Source organism: Methylocystis heyeri (assembly GCF_004802635.2).
GTDB classification, from domain to species: Bacteria; Pseudomonadota; Alphaproteobacteria; order Rhizobiales; family Beijerinckiaceae; genus Methylocystis; species Methylocystis heyeri.
This window is the reverse complement of the sequence record NZ_CP046052.1, coordinates 3,805,385-3,823,510: the sequence shown is the minus strand read 5'-3', so window position 1 is coordinate 3,823,510 and position 18,126 is coordinate 3,805,385. Positions and strand designations below refer to the sequence as shown.

The window sequence follows — 18,126 nt, the reverse complement described above, 5'->3', positions numbered from 1 at the left end:
GGCAAATTTCCTCTAAATCGCCGCTTTGCGCCGCGCGCATTCGGCCGGATTAAATCTCGCTTCGCTGCGAAGTCCGCCGGCTTCGAGATCCGGCGCCATCCAACTGGTCCAGCCGAGTTCCCCGGCCTCCCCCAAGCGCACAGGCGTCGCCTGGGAGGCCGGAAGAGCGATTTCGACGTCCCAGTTCATCTCCTCGCCGATATGGAAAAATACGAGGTCCGCAAGCTTGCGGCAGTCTTCGCCAGCCGGCAGGAAATCGCGATAGCGGGCGATATTCTCGACGATGATGCGAATGCGAAACCTGTCTTGCACGCTGAAGGAAGCTGCGCCCAGCATGAGATCTGAACCAAGTCCGCAATTCTTGCGTCCGATCCTGGAGAGGTCGCTTTCTTCGAAGACGAGCCAGCCGCCGACCAACTCTTCGATCTCGACCGCAACGCCGAACAATCCCCGGATCGCGGCTTTGAGCCGCGAGGAGGATTTTATGCGCGTTCCCAATACGCCTGCATAAAGCGATATCCCGGAGGGCGCGGCGCTCACATTCGCGAAGGCGGGCGAGCCGACTCCGATGACGGAATTCACATAGGCGCCGAAGCGGTCGCAATCGGGCCGATCATGCTGAACGATCGGGCGCGCATCGGCCCAGGCGCGATAGAATAATTGCAAAAAGCGATTGTTGAAGATGTCGAGAAAATGCGCGTACGCCGAGTCGTGTTCGAGCAGCCAGCCATATGTTTCTTCGGTCTGCGACAGCGGCAGGGCTCCCTGCGGCCCGAGGAGTCCCAAGAACTTCGCGACGAAATGCAGCCTGTCCGGTTCCGGTGGAGCGTCCTGATCGAATTCCGGGGATATGACGTCGTTTCGCGGGCGCCATTGGGCCGCGGAGACATTGGAGCCCGGAAATGCCATCCAGGGATCCTGTCCGAACGACAGTTTGACCGCGCGGCCGTCGATATCGATCGTCTCGTCCTTGCGCGAAGCGCTGTCGCCGATCCGCGGACGCGGGCCAAGCGATATTGAAGAGCCGCTCCCGAGCGAGCGCTCTATATGCCTCGCCAGGTCGAAAAAATCGAAGCGCCAGGGCTGTTGTTCGAAATCCTTGAAATAGCTCACAGCAGCCTCCGTGACCCGATGCGCGGGGGCCAGCGCATGATGACGCCGCGTTCAGTCGTGCGCACGACGAGTTGCGTGAAATTGTTGAGGCTGGCGTATTCGCTGAGAAAGCGATCCAGGATGGCGCCGAGGAGGAAGACGCCTGAGCCTTCAAAAGCCTTGTCGTCGAGCGCCACAGTCACCTCGATGCCCGACGCCGCTCCTACGCCGCTCGCACGACGCAAGCGCCTGACGACCTGCTTGCTCTCGACCGACCTTACGCCACGCAGCCGCCGTTCGACTGAACTGTCGGAGAAATCGGCGAATGTCGCCAGGATTTCGCGCAGCGCCGCAGCATTCTTGCCCGCCCCCCGCTCGACGAGACCCAAAAAGTTCAAATTGAGCATGTTGAGGAGACGCCAGGCGACGATGCCCGTATGCGCGGTTTCGGTCCTGCTGCGCATTTGCGATACGATGGGCTCGCGCGGCGGGCTTGGCGCGGCGACGCTCATAACGTCAAGCGACACGTCATCTGCGAACCTGAAATCCGAGGAGCCGGCGCCCCAGGGCAAATGTTCAGGCAGATGCCGGTTGGAGCACAGCGCGCGCACGCTGAGTTCCGAAATTGGAGCATCATCGTTGAGCGAAGTCGCCTCGCCGATCGAGAGGTAAACATCGGAACCGAGGTAATTCTCGGCGAAGCCGCGCTTTTTTTCCTCCTGTGAGCGACGGCGCGGCAGACGACGGATCGTATAATAGTAATCCTTGCTGTGGGCGGAACCCGGCTGCGCGGAATAGAGCGGACGCACCGCAATTTTTTCACCGCCGCCTTGCAGATGGGCGTAGACGTCCAGAATCCGGTGGGGTTCGAAATCGATCGGCTTGCTGCGGTCGGGAACCACCAGATATTCATGCTCGCTCTTGCGCAACTGCACACGATCGGTGGTCATCTCGAACAGATTGACCGCCGGCGCCGTATAGAGCGAGAACATGCGAGGCTGCACGGCGGCCGCCAGACTCGCATTGATTTCATCGAAGGCCAGAATGACGCTCACGGTCTTGGCCTTCATCGCTTCCTTTGCCGACTCCAGCCCGCCGAGATCGAAAGCCATGAATTTGCGCGGAAAGACGAAATATTCCCGCAGCAGCTCAAAGCCCCGGAACACCCGGTCGTCGCCGGGCAGCAGCGCCTCGCCCTCGTCGAAACCGATCTGTGTGATGGCGCTCTTATCTAGCGCCGAGACGACGGGGTCGCCGAACTCGTCGGCGCACCGGAGCCACGCGCCGACGCAATGCGCAAAGATCTGCTCGTAGAGCGCGATTGCGTCACTCTCGGCGCCTAAGAGATGAATGGGCAGGTTTTTGATTGCGCAGGCCGAAAACCAGGATTCCGGCGCCCCCCGCCCGGCTTCTGCGGCGCCGGGGGCGTCACGCATTTCCAGCGTCAGCTTCAAGCCCGCGGCGACTTCGCTGCTCGCTTTGAGCCCCAGAGCCTGCAAGGGCGCGGCGCTGGAAAAATATTCAGCCTCGGTGATCTCGAAGGGCCACAGCCGGATGGGAGCCGAGAGCTTGTAGCGGCAGGCGACTTTGCGTTCGTTCTCGGCATAGACGGCGTCGAGGACGGCGCCGCGCGGAATGCCCCGCCCCTCTCGCAGCGAAGGATCGCCCGCGGGCGGACGCACCTTGACAAGCGTCATCGCCGGCGTCGGCGCAAGAAAGTTCGGGACCAGTTGCTCCAGCAGATTGTTGATGAATTCGGGAAACTCATGCTTCAGTTTGAGCTGAACTCTCGAGGCAAGGAAAGCCGAGCCTTCGAGAAGGCCCATGATGGAGGGGTCCATCGCTTCGCGCGTCAAGCCGCCGAGGCGCCCTGCAATGCCCGGATACTCCTCCGCAAATTCGCGGGCGTGATCGTAAAGCAGATCGAGTTCACGATTATAGAGGTCGAGAAATTCCCGGTTCATGGCTAGCGCGTCTTGATCTGTATCTTGCCGGTCGTCACTTCGACGTCCGCGACAAATTCGATTGGAAGGGCGACCGGCTCGCAGGCGAGATCGGCTTGCACAACATAGCGGATCTTGAGCTCGACCGCATCCACCCGGCGATCGCGCTGCACGCGAAGCGAGGAGGCGATGAGACGCGGCTCAAAGGTGCGCAGCACCCGTTCGATCTCCGACTCCAATCCCGAGCGCTCCAGTTCATCCATGGTGCGGCTGGCGATGCTCGGAAAGCCGTAGTTGAGCGCCGACTCCCTGACGTGAGGAAAATCATGAAGATTCAGGGCGCTTTCGAGCGATATGCAGTTGAGCAGCGTTTCGACGTCCTGGGCTACGTCGCGACGCAGATCAGCTTCGTTGATGATGGCGCGCTGGGTGGCGCGCAGGGCGCCCGAGCGTAGCCCGCCTTCGCTCCCGGAGGCGCCCGCCCCGGCGTCTCTGGCCTTGTGCGCCTGCCGAAACACGTAGGTCAGCGAAGGACTGAGACGTTTGCTCTGTTGCGACTGGGCCAATGGACGCTCCTTTCGGGGGCTATTCGTTGGTTGCGATATCGTCGGCGAAGGAAACGCTGCCGCCCTTCACGCCCTTTTCGCTCTGCTCTTCATATTCGATTTCGATGCGCCGGAAGCTGATCTCGAATTCCTCGCGAGGCATCGAAGCATATTCGTCGGCGGCGTCCTCGCCGCGAATCTTGAATGAGGTGAAAAAGCCGTCTTTCAGAACGACTTTGTAATAAACCAGAGGTTCGTCGCCCCCGGATTTCGTCAGCGAAAGAGTCGCCTGCCGAATTTTGGAGTTCTGCGCGAGCATCTGCTGAATGGTGACGCTGGAGCGGTCGGTCAGTTTCGTGAAGCGGACATTCGTGTAGCTGCGCCGCTTGTGTCCGGCTTCGCCCTGAAAATGTCCCGCGCTGACGCCATATTCAAAGCCGAGCACTTCAATAAGGTCGGTCTTGCCGTTGCGCTTGGTTTCGCCGCGCACGCTTTCGATCTGAAGGGTGTAATTCGTCGTGCCCATGACCTAGACCCTGCGCCCTTGCACCGTGTTTGGAAGACGACGGCGGGAAAACCGAAAAAGTCCCGCGCGTCGGCCTGTCTGCCCCCGTCGCCGCCCAAGGCGTGCGGCGACTTCGATATTTTGGCGAGGCGCCGCTCGGGGCGGCGCCAATCGCCATTTTAGTTTTTCTTCTCCTGAGCTTTGACGTCGTAGAAGAACTTCGCCGCGTCGGCTTTCTTGCCCTTTTCGTCCTGCTCCTGGTAGGTGAGATCGAACTCCTCGAAAGAGAGGCTGAGCTGCTCCATGCCATCGCCGGAGGTGAGGCCCGAGGGGACGACGCTGGTGACGAAGCAGCGCTTCATCTCGATCTTCAGGAAATCCAGCGCATTGTCGCCGCCGGCCTTGCGCAGGATAACCTCAACCTTGTCGATGTGCTTGCCGTTGGCGCAGAACAGCATCAGCGTCGGCGAAGCCTTGTCATAGCGCTTGACGAAGGAGATGTCGCCGAAATCGGCCCTGCCGACGCCCTGTCCGCCGCCGTAATGCGAACTGGCCCGGTTGTGGATCGAGAAATTCACGTCCAGAATATCGATCCAATCATTCATCCCTTTGACCTTGGACTCGCCCTTGACTCCATCGATCTTGAGAAATGCATCTACCGCCATTGTTTTTCTCCTGTTTCGTGTTCGTCTCTATCGACGACGCCTGATCATGTGCTGAATTCTATTTTTCGGCCGTGGGTAAAATCACATTGCGTGCTTCGAGCCCCATCATTCTCCGGTCGGCAGTCGCGACACGAGGCGCAGGCCGATATCCATGCCTTCCAGCTGGAAATGGGGGCGCAGTTCCAGCGTCGCGGAGTAGTAACCGGGGTTCTCTTCGTTCGGAACGATGCTGATCTTGGCGCCGGCCAAGGGCCGCTTCGCCTTCGTGACCTCGCTGGAATGAACGGGGTCGCCGTCGACGTAATCCATTATCCAGTTGTGCAGCCAGCGCTCGAGCTGCTCTTTCTCCTTGTAGGAGCCGATCTTGTCGCGCACCATGCATTTCAGATAATGCGCGAAGCGGCTGACCGCGAACATATAAGGCAGGCGCGAGGCGAGATTGCTCGAGGCCGTCGCATCCGGATTGTTCTGATAGGCCTTGGGTTTGAACAGCGACTGGGCGCCGATGAAGGCGGCGCGATCGGTGTTCTTGCGGTGAATGAGCGGCATCAGTCCGGACTTGGCGAGCTCGGCCTCGCGCCGGTCACTGATCGCGATCTCCGTGGGGCATTTGAGATCGACGCCGCCATCGTCGGTCGGGAAGGTGTGCGTCGGCAGATTATCGACCTCTCCGCCCGACTCCACGCCGCGGATGCGCGAGCACCACCCATATTCCTTGAAGGCGCGATTGATGTTGGTCGCCATCGCGTAGGCGGCGTTCATCCAGGCGTAGTTTTCGCCCGAGTGGCCGTCGGTTTCTTCCTCGAAGGCGAATTGCGACACGGGTTCGGATTTGGCGCCGTAAGGCATGCGTGAAAGCACGCGCGGCAGACAGAGGCCGAGATATTTCGCGTCATCGGAGTCGCGCAAGCTCTTCCATGCCGCATAGTCCGGCGTATCGAACAATTTGGAAAGATCGCGAGGATTGGCGAGTTCGGTCCAGCTGTCCATGCCCATGAGGATGGGATCGGCGGCCGAGATGAAGGGCGCATGCGCCGACGCCGCGATCTTCGAGAGATCGCGCAGCAGTTGCACATCGGTAGCGCGATGTGAAAAATAATAGTCGCCGATGAGGCAGCCGTAGGGTTGGCCGCCAAGCTGACCGAACTCCTCCTCATAGACCCGTTTGAACAGCGGGCTTTGGTCCCACGCCGCCGCCGGATATTGGCGCAGATGGCGATAAAGCTCCTCCTTGGAGGCGTTCATGACGCGAATTTTCAGCATCGCGTCGGTTTCGGAGTTGTAGACGAGATGGTACAGGCCGCGCCATGCCGATTCGATCTGCTGAAATTCCGGCGCGTGCAAAATCTCGTTGATCTGGGACGTCAATTTTTCGTCGATCGCCGCGATCATCGACTCGATCGTGTCGATCACGTCCTCTTTGACGACGGTCGAGTCCGCCAGCGCTTCCTTGATCAAGGTCGATACGGCGCTCTGCACCTCGGTTTCAGCCCGCTCGGTGCGCGGCTTGAAGCTTTGTTTCAGCAGCTGCGAAAAATCTTCGAAATCCTGTCCGGCCTGCGGGAGGAGTTCTTTGTCGGGAGCTTGTTCTTGCGACATGGATGATCTCCTCTTCACTTATTGTTCGTTGTTCTGCTGATCAGGAAAATGCTGACGCAACGCCGCCATAAGTTGCGGATCTTTGAGCAGCTTGCGAAGCTGTTCTTCCGCTGCGACCTTGCCGTCCATGTAACGCAGAAGATTTGCGAGCTGCGTGCGCGCATCCAGGAGCTTCTTCAAAGCCGGCGTCTGTTCGGCGATTGCGGCAGGACCGAAATCCTCCATCCGCTGGAACTTCAGATTGATCGAAAGTTTTTCGCCCGGCTCATCGGCGAGCTTGTTGGCGACGCGCAACGAGACGCCCGGGCTGATCGCCTCCATGCGCCGTTCGAAATTATCCATGTCGATATCGAGGAATTTTCGTTGCGCCACCTCCTGTTTTTCTACGCCGGAAGCATTGCCCGAAAGATCGGCCATAACGCCCATGACGAAAGGAAGTTCGATCTTCTCTTCCGCGTTGTTCGGGTTCTCGTAGACGATCTGGACACGCGGCGGACGGTTGCGACTGATGAATTTCTGTCCACTATCACTGGGCCGAGCCATGACACTTCTCCTTTGCGGGCGCCCCCGCGCTTCGGGTTCGCAGGACCGCCGAAGCGGACCTGTCTCGGACAAACCGAGGCTGCGAACGGAGCATGGCTCGCCAGGAAATCGAGCAAGCCGGCATTAAGAGCGTTTGTTCCCTTAAGCTCTCCGTCATAAAACGAAATATCTCCGCTCTCGGCGCGAATGAATGTGAGTAAACCCACAGTGCTCCCACCAGGCAGAGATGCTGTTCCGGGGCGTCGTCACGGTTGCCGCCAGGAGCCAAAGGCCGCATGGGCGTGCGGCCGGGACGGCCGCGAAATCGCACAGACCCAGGCTGGGTCGCGGCTCATTCACGAAGTGAGGCGATGCTGGCGTGTGCGCCGGCGGCGTCCGCCGCCTCATCGGAGGTCGGCATCAGTTTGATCGAAAGGCGGCGCCCAATATTGCCCAAAGCGAATCCGGTTCGCTTGTCCACGAACGCCGCCCCGGTCCGGAAGACCGGGACCCAGACGCTCCTAAGCCTAGATGTGCGTAAAACGTCGCCAAATATATTCACGTCAACCGCCGCCACGACAGGCGCCCCTTGAACGGTCGTATACATTAGGATTGAGACTAGTCGCAGGTTTTCGTGCAGTCAAGCTTTGTAAAGCAGCCCTAAATCGAAAGTGTATATCGCAGATGACCGCTCCAGATTACATCGCAGAGGATTTGTCCGGTTTGAGCCGGAGAGGTGGGAAGCGATTCCAAATGATCGACTGAGTCGCCTTGATGCGGCAAGGCCTTTGACTTGAGCGAGCGACACTTTCGCGGTGTCGCAAAATCCGCGTGACAAGAGCGGAGAACGAGCCAAGCGCGGACAGGCACGGGAGCCCATTTTGCGCCTCAGGGCCCAAAGCAGAGGCGCACTGCAGGCTGTGCGTTTTGCCACGTCGCGATCCAGCGCCCGTTATTACGTTTATGAAATTGAAGTCCGCTCGTTTGTCCGAGACATCTACTTTCGGCAAAAACGCCAGAAAGGAAAACAACGGCGGATGAATGATCTTCAAGGCGCGTTTGGCGAAAGATCAGCCAAGAGGGCTAGGTTTTTTCAGGCGGAGACGCTCGGGCGACTTTGGGTCGTGGCGGGCCGGTAGTCCACGGAAAGGCTTTGCCCGCCGGGGATCTTTAATTAGAGTGACGCGGCGGGACACGTTGAATTTGAAGATCCGAAAGAGTGGCAGCATGACAATGGCGCCCATGCAACGGACGGTCGCACTGACTTTCGCACTCGCTTTCGCTGCGCTCGCACTCCCGCGTCCGGCTTGCTCCGAAGCGGGCGGCGAAACCCGAGCTCTGATAATCGGGATCGATAACTATCGCCGGGAGCCTGCTTTGAAGGGCGCCGTCGCCGACGCTCGGGACATAGGAGCGAGCATGCGGAAGATCGGCGCCTCCGATGTCACGTTGCTGCTCGACGCGCAGGCCGATCGCTCAAGCATTTTACGCGCATTCGACGATCTGCTGGCGCGCGTGCGCCACAACGACACGGTCCTTGTTTCGCTGGCGGGCCACGGCGCGCAAGAGCCGGAGCGGTGGACGGGTTCGGAGCCGGACGGCATGGAGGCCGTTTTCCTGCTCGCGAACTTCGACCCCAAGGACCGGAAGCTCGCGTCCGAGAAGATGCTGCATTCGGAGTTCAACCATTTCATCGCGGCTCTCGAGGACAAAGGCGCGCGCGTGATCTTTGTAGCCGACGCCTTTCATGGCGGGGCGCTCATGCGCGAGGCCGATCCCCGGGGCGGCGATTTGCGCTACCGCTCAGTGACCTTCACGCCGCTCGGCGACGATTTGAAATCGGTTGCGACTCGCGCCGATGCGATGATGTCGCCCGTCGATTTCAAGCGCTCGATTTTCCTTTCGGCGGCGGACCGCAACAGCAAGGCCCCGGAAATTTTTCTTGCCGGCGCAGGCTTTCGCGGCGCCTTGAGCTACGCCGTGGCGCGCGCTTTCGCCGGGGCGGCGGATTTGAACGGCGACGGGCTGCTCACCGTGGACGAATTGCTGTCTTATGTGCGTGACGTCACCTATCAGCTCACAGACCAACGCCAGCAGATCGCTGCCGCTTATGCATCGGGCGCCGCTTCCGGCGCGGACGCAATCGCCCGTTTTGGGCGCGGCGTCCGTGTAGAACCCGTGGGCGCCTCGACGCAATCCGCCCCGGGCAGTCTCGAAATCATTCCTGTCGATATTCAATCGCCTGATTCACCAGTCGAGCCGCCGGCGCCGAGAATGAAGACGGCTCCGAGCAAGGACGACCCGATCCGTATCGCGACGCTGGATGGGCAGACCAGGCCACTGGCGCAGCTTGCGCCGCACGGCCCGTATCAGGCGGTTGCGCAACGCGCGGACGCCGATCTGATCTGGGACCCTGCCTCGAAAGATGTGCTCGCTGGCGGCGACGTCATCGCCCACAACGTCGCGCGGGAGGATCTCCCGATCGTCATCGACCGTGCGGCGGCGATTCGCTGGTTCAAAGGCCGCGCCGCGCAAGCGCCGCAAACCATGAGGCTTCTGCCGAACGACAAGCTCCATCACAAGAGCGAGCAGGTCGAGGTCGAAGTTACGGGGCTCGCGGGGCGCTCGTTGATATTGTTCGATATTGCCGGCGATGGCACGCTCCAGCTGCTCTATCCCCGTGGCTCCGACGCCCCGGTGCTCGGTCAATCGCAACAGAGAGTTCCGCTGCAATTCTTCGTGCGCGAACCCTTCGGCGCCGATGCGATTATCTCAGTGTCGGCGGCACGCCGGCAGGCGGAGCTCGAAGAAGCGATCCGGCAGCTCGACGGACGGCGCAACCCATACAAGGCAGTCGAGGCCATGAGCCAATACGCCCAGGAAGACGCGGCCGTCGGCGTTATCAGCCTCTTCACCGCACCCTAAACTGTTTTCGATCGAAGTCGGCGCCGGTTCGCGTGAAGAAGACACCCTTGAAGAAAGACTCTGGGCTGAGAGGATCCCGTTCGTGATGCGCTTCTCATTTTTGCCGGTTGCGCTGCTGCTCGTCGCCCCGGCGTTTGCGCAGGAAGCCGGGCCGCGCCGCTCGATCCGCGTGATTGACGACGCCAAGCCGGCGCAAGAAAAATTGGCGGTTCTGCCAGAGGACGCCGACGCCAACCCGGTGGAGAGCAATCCCGCTGGCGTCAGCGTAGCGGTATTGCCGCAACGACGCTTTTCGCTCGGAGACAAAATGACGTTTCGAGTTACGACGAAAAGGGCGGGGTTTCTCGTCGTGCTCGACGTTGACGCTACTGGAAGGTTGAGCCAAATCTATCCCAACGACCTCATGCTGGCCGGTCAGGGCGGCGTCGACTCCAAGGCGAATTTGGTCACGCCGGGGAATCCTGCGACCTTACCAAAGGCAGCCCACGACGCGGCCTATGGCTTCGTTGCGTCCGCGCCGAAGGGCGTCGGCATGATCGTCGCCGTTTTGAGCGAGGCGCCGCTGCAAATCGTCGATCTCCCGGATGTTCCAACGCCGCTTGCCGGGCAAAAGGAGGCTGCAGCTTTCATTCGCGAGAGCATGCGCGCTCTGACCGTCATCACCGCCGGGCGCCGCGCCAAGGCGCAAGCGCCTCAGTGGTCCGTCGCCGTCGCTTATTATGCGATAGATTGATATTGTCTCGGTTCTTCCAATGACTGTGATGGCGCGATCGATAAAAAGGACGAGCACGATGATCCGTTCGAGACGAATGTGCAACGCGCTCGTTGCTGTTTTGGCGCTGTTGACCGCGCCTGAGGCGTCTTACGCGCAAGAGAGCCTGACGGAACTATTGCAACGCGGCCCGAGCTTCGCGAACTCATCGTCGGAAGGCGCGCTTGTCATCGATTCGCAAGATGTTTCGGTCGACCCGCATTCAATCCGCCTCAAATATCGGATCAGCAATTCCAGCGCCGAAGCGCTGACGACCGTCTTGACGATGCCGCTACCGGATCTCGACTTCAACGATCCGGACGCCTCCCTGGCCATACCGGGGACAGATCCGACGAACTTCATGGAAATTAAGGCCAGCGCGGACCAGAAGCCGTTGAATTTCGTCTTCACGCAATCCGCCTTTGCGAATGATAAAGACGTGTCGCCGCAATTGCGCGCCAATCATCTGCCTTTGGTTCCGGTCGACGGGTTCCAGAATCAGCTTTCCGCACTTGGGCGTGGGGCGCGCGAAAAGCTCGCCGACCAGGGATTGCTGGCGCGGTCGGGAACCAATCAAGCGGGCGAAACCCTGTATTTTCCCACCTGGATCGTCAAGACCACGGGGCGCGCCAATCTCTCGATCGCGGCCGGGCAGAGCCTCTCGATCGAACTGCGTTATCGTACGAGCCTTGGCGTAAGCAAAGACAGCGTCTGGCGCGAGCCGTTGCGATCGCAGCGCGGGCTCGCCGCCGAGATCGAAAGACGTCGTGTCGAATATTGCCCGGACCATGCTGTGTACGCCGGCGTGGATAAGCTTGTCTCGACCTATATCGAGCAGACGAAAAATTTGGAGGCCGGGAAAGAATCCGCCAAGAGCGTCGCGAAGCCGGATCCCGTCCCAAGCTTCTTTCCATTCTCTCTCTTCCAGCAGAGCGATTCGCCTCCGCCGCCGGCGGCCGAAACCGCCAAGCCTGCCGCCCCGCCGCCGGTCGCAAATGTCGCAAATCTGCGCGAGTGGCGGATTGCGCTCGATCTCGCTACCGGTTCGCCGCCGATGCCGGTCAAGGAATTCAGGCTCCTTGTGGACAAGGCCAAGAAGGACCGCGTCGTCAGCTTTTGCATGAATAATTTGAAGCGTGTTTCATCGACCGCTTTCGAAATGCGCGCCACAGATTTCACGCCCCTGCAGCCGCTCAAGATCATCCTCGTAGGACCGGAGTGAGCATTCAGGCAGCTTTGTGCGAAAGCGCACGATTGATAATTCGATTGTGAGCTTCATTGCGACAAGGCGTCGCAAAGGATAACGGCGTTGGAAGGAAAGCGCCATGCTCAAATTCACGCGTAAGATCGTTGGCAGGAGCTGCATATTGGCGCCCGCGCTGCTCGCCGGTTTCACTGCAGCCGCCAGCGCCGAGGACGGACTCGTGCGTAGTTTCAAGGTCGGCGCCGGCCCGGACGCGGTCGGCTATGTCGACGCCAGCTTCGATCCTTCCATGCCTCGCGATCGCGGCGAGTCCGAGGGACCGCAGGCGATCTATTCCGGCGACAACGGCGAGGTTTACCTCCTGGATCAAGTCAATCGGCGCGTGTTGCAGTTCAATCCGAAAGCCTCTGGCGAACGCGCACGTTCGCTGCAATTGCCGGAGGGCGCCCATCCAAGCGATCTCGTCGTAATGCATGAGAACATTTACGTCTGGGATGGCGAACCACAAGCTTTGAGGGCGTCAGCCGCAGGGGACGGCGTAACGAGGAGCCTCAGTTACACGCAGGCGCCGCCGTCGGACGAAGCGGTTTTATCGGCTTTCGCGCAGATGGGTTCGGAACAACTCTCCCGTGACGACACGGCCGATGAAATCGCCCGCAGCATCGGCGCAAAGCCTGGAGTTCGTCCCCGTCAGGTGGTCGCTTCGCATGGCAAGGGCAGAGTCATGGCCGAATTCGCGGCCAAGGGCGACGCCGGCGTCTCGATCAATTTGCAGTCAGAGAACAAGTCGCCGATCGGTAAGCTCATGCTGCGGGTCCCGAACCGCCTCGGCTCGGTCGAACTCCTCGATGTCGACCGCTCGGGACGCATCTATCTGCTGGCTGAAAACATCCCCAATGACGCGAACGGCGACGTCTATGCGTTTGTCGCGCGCTTTGGGCCGAATGGCGCGCTCGAGGGCGCCTATCAATTGCCGTTTGATCCAAGCGTGGCGCTATCGCGCCGCTTCGTCACGATTTCCACCGATGGTGACGTATATTTCTTGCGCACCCGCCACAGCGCCGTCGATCTTTTGAACGTAGGCTTTCGCCCCTTCAGAAAAGGCGACGTAGTGGACTTGTCGCCGCCGCATCCGAAGTCGCCTGATTACAGCCCGCCCGCCCCTGGCGGCTCGACCGGCGGCCCCAGCTTCGCCAATGTGAATCTCGGCGCGAACGCGGCGTTGCGCGTGTTGGATCGCCGGCATGTGATCGACACTGCGCTGCAATTCGCCAATGCGCGTTGGCGCGTCAACCCCGGCGCCTATGGTCCGGATCCCGACCGTTCGTGCAGCGGCTTCAATCGTATCCGGCGCCCGGGCTATCTGCACGGCAAGCTCAATTCTGACGTCGTCGGCATCCCCTATTGCTGGGGTTGTCACGGTAGTCTCGCAAAAATCGCGGGAGCCATCAGCTCCGGCCGCCTCGCGGGCAATGTCTGCACGCGCGACAATCCCCGTCCGGATGTGATCGGAGTCGATTGCTCAGCCTTCGTGAGCGCGACCTGGGGGCTTTCCACCCATTTCACGACGATCGCGATTCCCGCGATCGCGCGTCAGCTCCAAAACCCCTGGGATCTGCTTCCTGGCGACGCGCTCAACAAGCCCGGTTCGCATGTGATGCTGTTCGTAAAATTCACACCGGATAAGCGCGCTGAGGTCATTGAATCCTCGACGGGCGGTTGCAACGGCAAAGTCTGCCGCAATGTTTATCCGCTGGCGTCGCTGCTTGCGCGCGGCTATCGCCCGGTCCGGTTTCGTGGGCTCGTCAACGAGGCGAACGCGCAGGCCGTGTATCGATGACGCGCCTTTTCGCCCCCAGAGACTGAACCCGCTTCGGGACCTCAATTTTCATCGCGATCCCGCAACGCATCTTCAGGCAATACGGAACCGAGCAAGCTCAGGAAATCCTGATTGGCTACATTCTTCGCACAGGCGATCAGCCAGGGGATGGGGCTCGAGGGCTCGGCGACCTGAAAATATTGCGCCACGTCGTCGAGCAACGACATAGCCTCGGCACGGGTCGCCGCTGCGAAGTCGGCCTTCGCGCGAGCAGGCTTCGCGAGCCCTATGCGCCGGCCTTCGGAGATGACACGATCTCCAGCGTCCGCGTCGAGCTGCGCCGCTTCAATCAGACTCTCGGCATCCGGCGCAATCTCGTCTTCTGAACTTGCTGAAACTCGATCTTCTCCATCACGCTCCTCCAAGCCCTCCTCGACGGCGCTCCCGTCTCTGGCGTCTTCGATAAAAGCCTCGTCCGGAGCTTGATCAGGTTCTTCGTCGTCGTCTGAAACATCTTCGGCATAGCCATCCGCTTCCGGCGTAATCGGCGCTAGGAGTTCCAGAGGCAATGCGAAACGCTTGCGATCGCCAATCATGAATTCGGCGTCCCCCGCCTTGCGCGGCAGCAACGCCTCCATGACCGAGGCAAATGGCTTGCCCTGTATTTCGCGCGCCTGCGCTATGAGCGGCAGGACGGGACTCGAGGGCTCTTGTCGCCGGAAATAGGCGATCGCCGCGTCCAGCGCGCGCCGCGCGTCCCCCGCCTTGGCGAGCTTGCCGGGCCTGAGCATGATCGCCGAAGCATCGCCCTCGGCTTCCGTTCCCGGTTCGTCGTCGGTCTTGGCCGCCTCTTTGAGCGTCGCCCTTATGCCCACGACAGTTTCTCGAATCCTGTTGAGCGTCGGCGTTTTCTCTAGTCCGCAATGTTCCGCGAAGGCAGTGTGGATCCGCTCCACGGAGGCGGCAAGGCGACTGGCGAGGTCGATCGTCGCCGCAAGGCGCTCCGTATCGCTCTCGCGCAAGATTTGCAGGATCGTCGGCAACGGCAAAATCTTCTCGCCGTCCCGCGGCTTGGCTGCGCCTTCGGCGCACATGCGCGCACGATAGGTGACGGAGCCCAGCCGCTTGTCTTCCGCGAGCGGCATATATTGCAGCGGGAACACGACCGTCGGCTCATTCAACGGGCTGAGCGCCGCGGCGCGCAACACGTACGAACCGCCGTCGGCGCGCGGATGCACGTCATTCCAATGTTCTTCGAACAAGCCCGCAATGGCGTCGAGGCACGATGCGAACCGCGCATAATCGCGGCGCAAGATCGAGAACCGCGCCAGCAGACTGAACAGCCTTACATCGCGGGTCCGCGCGAGCAGCGGCGCGATGCGCGCAATATGGTCCTCGAATTCCGTTCCCGTGCTGACGAAAGCTTCTCCGTCTCTGAAATATTCGGTCGGCAGCAGACCTTCGGCGATGGCGACGAAGTTCAAATAATCTTCGTCACCGGCAATATCGAGGTCGAGGCCGCAGGGGTCGGTTTCGCTGAGCGGCTTCGCCGCCGAAGCCAAATCAATCCGGGACATTTGAGCGATCAATCATGGTTTGCGAAACGTCGCGCTTGGCGTCCGAATGCGGCAGGTTTGCGCATCGTCTCGAACGGTAGCTGAATAGTATTTCTTGCACAAGCGGCCTCGCCTTCACCGTTTTCAAGAGAAGTCGCGGGCGGGAGAGGCTGTGCGCGGCCATTGCGGCATAGAGAACCAAGCCTTCGCAGAAAAATCGCGGGAGACGAAACGATTATCCCACTACAGCCTTGGGCGCTTCAGAGCATCGGCCCGGATTCGGCCCCCCGACGGCCCTGTGGCAAATCCCACACTTCGACGGTCGGAAACGGCGTATCCCTTGGATAACGGATTCAGGCGAGGTAATGTCTCTCTATTGGAGACAACAACCAACTCGGAAGCATTTAGAGGCGAGCGCGCGAGATGGACGCGGATCTAGATCAGACGAAGCGCATTGCCGCTTTCACGACTCCGCTGGGCGAGAATACTCTCGCTCTCGAAGCGTTCGAGGCCTCCGAAGGCCTGAGCGAACTCTTTGAATACCAGGTCGATGCGCTCAGCAAAGAAGCCGCAATCGACTTCGATCAAATCCTCGGACGCGCCTGTACGGTCACGCTCGATCTCGGACGAAACGGCCAGCGCTCTTTCAATGGCGTCTCCGTCGAAGCCCAGGCGACCGGAATGCGCGGCGATCTTTATTCCTACAGATTTCTGCTGCGCCCGACGCTATGGCTGTTGACCCGCACGACCAACTGTTTTATTTGGCACGAGAAGTCGGCAATGGATATTATTCAGGAAGTCTTGCGCAAGCGTGGCGTCGACTTCCGAAACGCGGCTTCGTCGAACGGTCCAAAGCTTGAATACTGCGTGCAATATCGCGAAACCGATTTCAACCTGGTTTCCCGGCTCATGGAGCAGCACGGAATCTATTACTTCTTCGAGCATTCAAATGATGGGCATAAGATGGTGCTGGCCGATGCGCCTTCGTCCCACCAACCTTTGCCGATCGGCGCCAGCATCGATTACGCCGCGAAAAAAGCCGGCGCTTCGCACTTTGAAAAGCGCAGGATTCACAGCTGGTCTTCAAGCCGGCGTTTGCGCACCGGCAAGGTGACTTTGCGCGATTATGATTTCAAGAAACCGAACGCCGATATGACCGGCGACGCCGAAGGCGCCGAAAAATACGCCAAGGCGCAAATGGAGTTCTATGATTATCCCGGCAAATACAGTGAACGGGGAGACGGCAAGGATTACGCGAAATTTCGACTCGAAGCGGAACAGGCGCTCGACCATCGCCGTTTTGCGGAAGGCGAGGCCGCGGATTTTTTCCCCGGAGGACTGGTCTCCCTGGACAAATATCCAGACGCGGCCGAGAACAAACAATATCTCATTGCGCATTGCGTCCATCGTTTCTCGATGGAGCGCTATCGTTCGGAGGCGGGCGCCGCTCCGACGGATTTTCGGCCCTACAGCGGCGAATATGAGCTGCACCCCAAAGACCAGCAATATCGCGCGCCGATGACTGCGCGCAAACCGATCATTCACGGCCCCCAGACCGCGAAAGTGGTGGCGCGCAAGGACAAGGATGGGGAAGAAATCGACGTAGACGACGATGGCTACGGGCGCGTCAAGGTTTGCTTCTACTGGGACCGCGAGGATGCGCGCTCCTGCTGGGTTCGCGTCGCCCAAATGTGGGCCGGCGCCAAATGGGGCGGACAGTTCATTCCGCGCATCGGCATGGAGGTCGTCGTCGAGTTTCTTGAAGGCGACCCCGATCGGCCCCTGATCGTGGGGGCGGTTTACAACGCTGACAACGGTTATCCCTATTCGCTGCCGAGCAACAAAACGCGGTCTGGAGTCAAGTCCAACAGCTCGAAGGGCGGCGCCGGCTACAACGAATTCATGTTCGAGGACCAGAAGGCTTCCGAGAAAATCCGGCTGCACGCCGAAAAGGATCTCGAGTCCCAGATACTCCACGCGGAAACGCGCACGATCGGCGAGCGCTTCGAGACGCCGGTCGGGCAATCTTCGCGCAAGACGACGATCAAGATGGGCGACGACGAACTCAGCCTCGAGAGCGGCAGCCGCAAGACGACGATCGCCATGGAAGACAAAGTCACCGTCGGAACCAATCGCAGCGCCACCATCGGCGCAACCTGCTCGACGAAGGTTGCAGCCGATCAGAGCACCCAGGTTGGCGGCGCCATCAGCGTCGAAGCCGGCGGTGAAATAACGATCATGGCGGGCGGGGCCATCAACATCGAGGCCGGCGCGACGATCACAATCACAGCCGGCGTGTCGATCGTGCTCGAGGCTGGCGGTGCGACCTTCACCATCGGCCCCGGCGTGATCACCGAAGAAGGCCCCATGGTGGTGGCCGGACCGATGGTGGCGACCGGCGTCGTCGTGCCGCCGGCGGGTTGAGGATTTAGCGCTATGAGCCCTGCAAGATTCGTCAGCGCGCAAGACCTGTTCGCGGCGTTTCCGACCGCCGCCAAAGATATCGGCGCGGCGCCGAACGGCGAAGCGCCCCTCGCCTTTGCTGCGGCTCTGGCGGCAGCCGGCCGGGAAATGGCGGCCATCGCCTTCTGCGCCTATCTGCTGGAGCGCCGCAAAGCGAGCTGGTGGGCTTGCCAGGCGATGCGCTGTCTACCATCCGCGCCGACGCCCCATGAATTGCGCGCCCTTGACGCCGCCGAGAAATGGGTGCGCCAGCCAGACGAGGCGTCGCGCAGGGCCGCCTATGACATCGCCTGCGCGGGCGACAAGAGATCTCCTGCGACTTTCGTCGCTTACGCGGCAGGCTTCGCCGGACCTTCTTTGAAGCTCTCGACGGCGAAAGCGGCTGAAGTTTTGCTCATCCGCGTCACGCCGCAACTGACGGCGCAATGTGTGCGGGCGGCGTTCCTGCTCGCCGGCGCGCGGCTTCCGCTGTCGCAGAAATGCGATTATCTTCGGAGCTGGTTGGATCAGGGCATGCAACTGGCGCGGAGGGGCTAG

The 18,126-nt window shown here is 60.5% G+C and carries 14 protein-coding genes; 6 read left to right on the top strand and 8 right to left on the bottom strand.

All coding sequences use genetic code 11. The features are described 5' to 3' along the window. Window positions 1-12 precede the first annotated feature (12 nt). The 7 genes from tssG to tssB form a co-directional block, all read right to left on the bottom strand. On the bottom strand, window positions 13-1,113 hold the full coding sequence (gene tssG / locus H2LOC_RS17170) for a type VI secretion system baseplate subunit TssG (RefSeq protein WP_246206872.1): 1,101 nt from the start codon (window positions 1,111-1,113) through the stop codon (window positions 13-15). Beyond that, the gene (gene tssF / locus H2LOC_RS17165; protein WP_136497471.1) at window positions 1,110-3,056 is read right to left on the bottom strand and encodes a type VI secretion system baseplate subunit TssF; all 1,947 of its coding nucleotides are present in this window, start codon (window positions 3,054-3,056) and stop codon (window positions 1,110-1,112) included. Before tssF ends, tssG begins: the two co-directional genes overlap by 4 nt. Before the next feature lie 2 nt (window positions 3,057-3,058). Continuing rightward, entirely contained in the window at window positions 3,059-3,601 is a 543-nt protein-coding gene (locus tag H2LOC_RS17160; RefSeq protein ID WP_162009798.1) for a type VI secretion system baseplate subunit TssE, read from the bottom strand. Window positions 3,602-3,620: 19 nt separating this feature from the next. Next, entirely contained in the window at window positions 3,621-4,106 is a 486-nt protein-coding gene (locus tag H2LOC_RS17155; protein ID WP_136497473.1) for an Hcp family type VI secretion system effector, read from the bottom strand. A 158-nt stretch (window positions 4,107-4,264) separates the two neighbouring features. Then, complete coding sequence (locus H2LOC_RS17150; RefSeq protein ID WP_136497474.1) at window positions 4,265-4,750, bottom strand: Hcp family type VI secretion system effector; 486 nt, start codon at window positions 4,748-4,750, stop codon at window positions 4,265-4,267. A gap of 105 nt (window positions 4,751-4,855) precedes the next feature. Then, the gene (tssC, locus tag H2LOC_RS17145) at window positions 4,856-6,349 is read right to left on the bottom strand and encodes a type VI secretion system contractile sheath large subunit (protein ID WP_136497475.1); all 1,494 of its coding nucleotides are present in this window, start codon (window positions 6,347-6,349) and stop codon (window positions 4,856-4,858) included. Window positions 6,350-6,367: 18 nt separating this feature from the next. After that, the gene (gene tssB, locus H2LOC_RS17140; RefSeq protein ID WP_136497476.1) at window positions 6,368-6,892 is read right to left on the bottom strand and encodes a type VI secretion system contractile sheath small subunit; all 525 of its coding nucleotides are present in this window, start codon (window positions 6,890-6,892) and stop codon (window positions 6,368-6,370) included. A 1,020-nt stretch (window positions 6,893-7,912) separates the two neighbouring features. On the opposite strand from tssB, the gene H2LOC_RS17135 reads away from it, so the two are divergent. The 4 genes from H2LOC_RS17135 to H2LOC_RS17120 all read left to right on the top strand — a co-directional run bounded on the left by H2LOC_RS17135 (window position 7,913) and on the right by H2LOC_RS17120 (window position 13,591). Beyond that, on the top strand, window positions 7,913-9,796 hold the full coding sequence (locus tag H2LOC_RS17135; RefSeq protein ID WP_136497477.1) for a caspase family protein: 1,884 nt from the start codon (window positions 7,913-7,915) through the stop codon (window positions 9,794-9,796). A gap of 85 nt (window positions 9,797-9,881) precedes the next feature. Further along, window positions 9,882-10,529 carry a DUF4384 domain-containing protein gene (locus tag H2LOC_RS17130; RefSeq protein WP_246207207.1) on the top strand — a complete coding sequence of 216 codons (648 nt, stop codon included), beginning with the start codon at window positions 9,882-9,884 and terminating at the stop codon, window positions 10,527-10,529. Between the two features lie 58 nt (window positions 10,530-10,587). Continuing rightward, on the top strand, window positions 10,588-11,769 hold the full coding sequence (locus tag H2LOC_RS17125) for a DUF4424 family protein (protein WP_162009796.1): 1,182 nt from the start codon (window positions 10,588-10,590) through the stop codon (window positions 11,767-11,769). 103 nt (window positions 11,770-11,872) lie between these two features. Beyond that, the gene (locus tag H2LOC_RS17120; RefSeq protein WP_136497480.1) at window positions 11,873-13,591 is read left to right on the top strand and encodes a hypothetical protein; all 1,719 of its coding nucleotides are present in this window, start codon (window positions 11,873-11,875) and stop codon (window positions 13,589-13,591) included. Window positions 13,592-13,632: 41 nt separating this feature from the next. Here H2LOC_RS17120 and H2LOC_RS17115 read toward each other — a convergent pair whose 3' ends face one another. Beyond that, a complete protein-coding gene (locus tag H2LOC_RS17115) occupies window positions 13,633-15,147 on the bottom strand; it encodes a type VI secretion system protein TssA (RefSeq protein WP_136497481.1) in 1,515 nt (504 codons plus the stop codon). A 402-nt stretch (window positions 15,148-15,549) separates the two neighbouring features. Here H2LOC_RS17115 and H2LOC_RS17110 point away from each other — a divergent pair, with 402 nt between their 5' ends. Both H2LOC_RS17110 and H2LOC_RS17105 read left to right on the top strand, forming a co-directional pair. Continuing rightward, a complete protein-coding gene (locus H2LOC_RS17110) occupies window positions 15,550-17,550 on the top strand; it encodes a type VI secretion system Vgr family protein (protein WP_136497482.1) in 2,001 nt (666 codons plus the stop codon). Window positions 17,551-17,562: 12 nt separating this feature from the next. After that, window positions 17,563-18,126: a DUF6931 family protein gene (locus H2LOC_RS17105; protein ID WP_136497483.1), complete on the top strand. Its 564-nt coding sequence runs from the start codon at window positions 17,563-17,565 to the stop codon at window positions 18,124-18,126.

What these genes read in the sequence shown, in the direction of transcription:
- H2LOC_RS17135 (WP_136497477.1), top strand. Translation starts at nt 7,913, where the DNA reads ATGATCTTCAAGGCGCGTTTGGCGAAAGATCAGCCAAGAGGGCTAGGT.
- H2LOC_RS17130 (WP_246207207.1), top strand. Translation starts at nt 9,882, where the DNA reads ATGCGCTTCTCATTTTTGCCGGTTGCGCTGCTGCTCGTCGCCCCGGCG.
- tssC (WP_136497475.1), bottom strand. Translation starts at nt 6,349, where the DNA reads ATGTCGCAAGAACAAGCTCCCGACAAAGAACTCCTCCCGCAGGCCGGA.
- H2LOC_RS17150 (WP_136497474.1), bottom strand. Translation starts at nt 4,750, where the DNA reads ATGGCGGTAGATGCATTTCTCAAGATCGATGGAGTCAAGGGCGAGTCC.
- H2LOC_RS17155 (WP_136497473.1), bottom strand. Translation starts at nt 4,106, where the DNA reads ATGGGCACGACGAATTACACCCTTCAGATCGAAAGCGTGCGCGGCGAA.
- H2LOC_RS17115 (WP_136497481.1), bottom strand. Translation starts at nt 15,147, where the DNA reads ATGTCCCGGATTGATTTGGCTTCGGCGGCGAAGCCGCTCAGCGAAACC.
- tssF (WP_136497471.1), bottom strand. Translation starts at nt 3,056, where the DNA reads ATGAACCGGGAATTTCTCGACCTCTATAATCGTGAACTCGATCTGCTT.
- H2LOC_RS17105 (WP_136497483.1), top strand. Translation starts at nt 17,563, where the DNA reads ATGAGCCCTGCAAGATTCGTCAGCGCGCAAGACCTGTTCGCGGCGTTT.
- H2LOC_RS17110 (WP_136497482.1), top strand. Translation starts at nt 15,550, where the DNA reads ATGGACGCGGATCTAGATCAGACGAAGCGCATTGCCGCTTTCACGACT.
- H2LOC_RS17120 (WP_136497480.1), top strand. Translation starts at nt 11,873, where the DNA reads ATGCTCAAATTCACGCGTAAGATCGTTGGCAGGAGCTGCATATTGGCG.
- tssB (WP_136497476.1), bottom strand. Translation starts at nt 6,892, where the DNA reads ATGGCTCGGCCCAGTGATAGTGGACAGAAATTCATCAGTCGCAACCGT.
- H2LOC_RS17125 (WP_162009796.1), top strand. Translation starts at nt 10,588, where the DNA reads ATGATCCGTTCGAGACGAATGTGCAACGCGCTCGTTGCTGTTTTGGCG.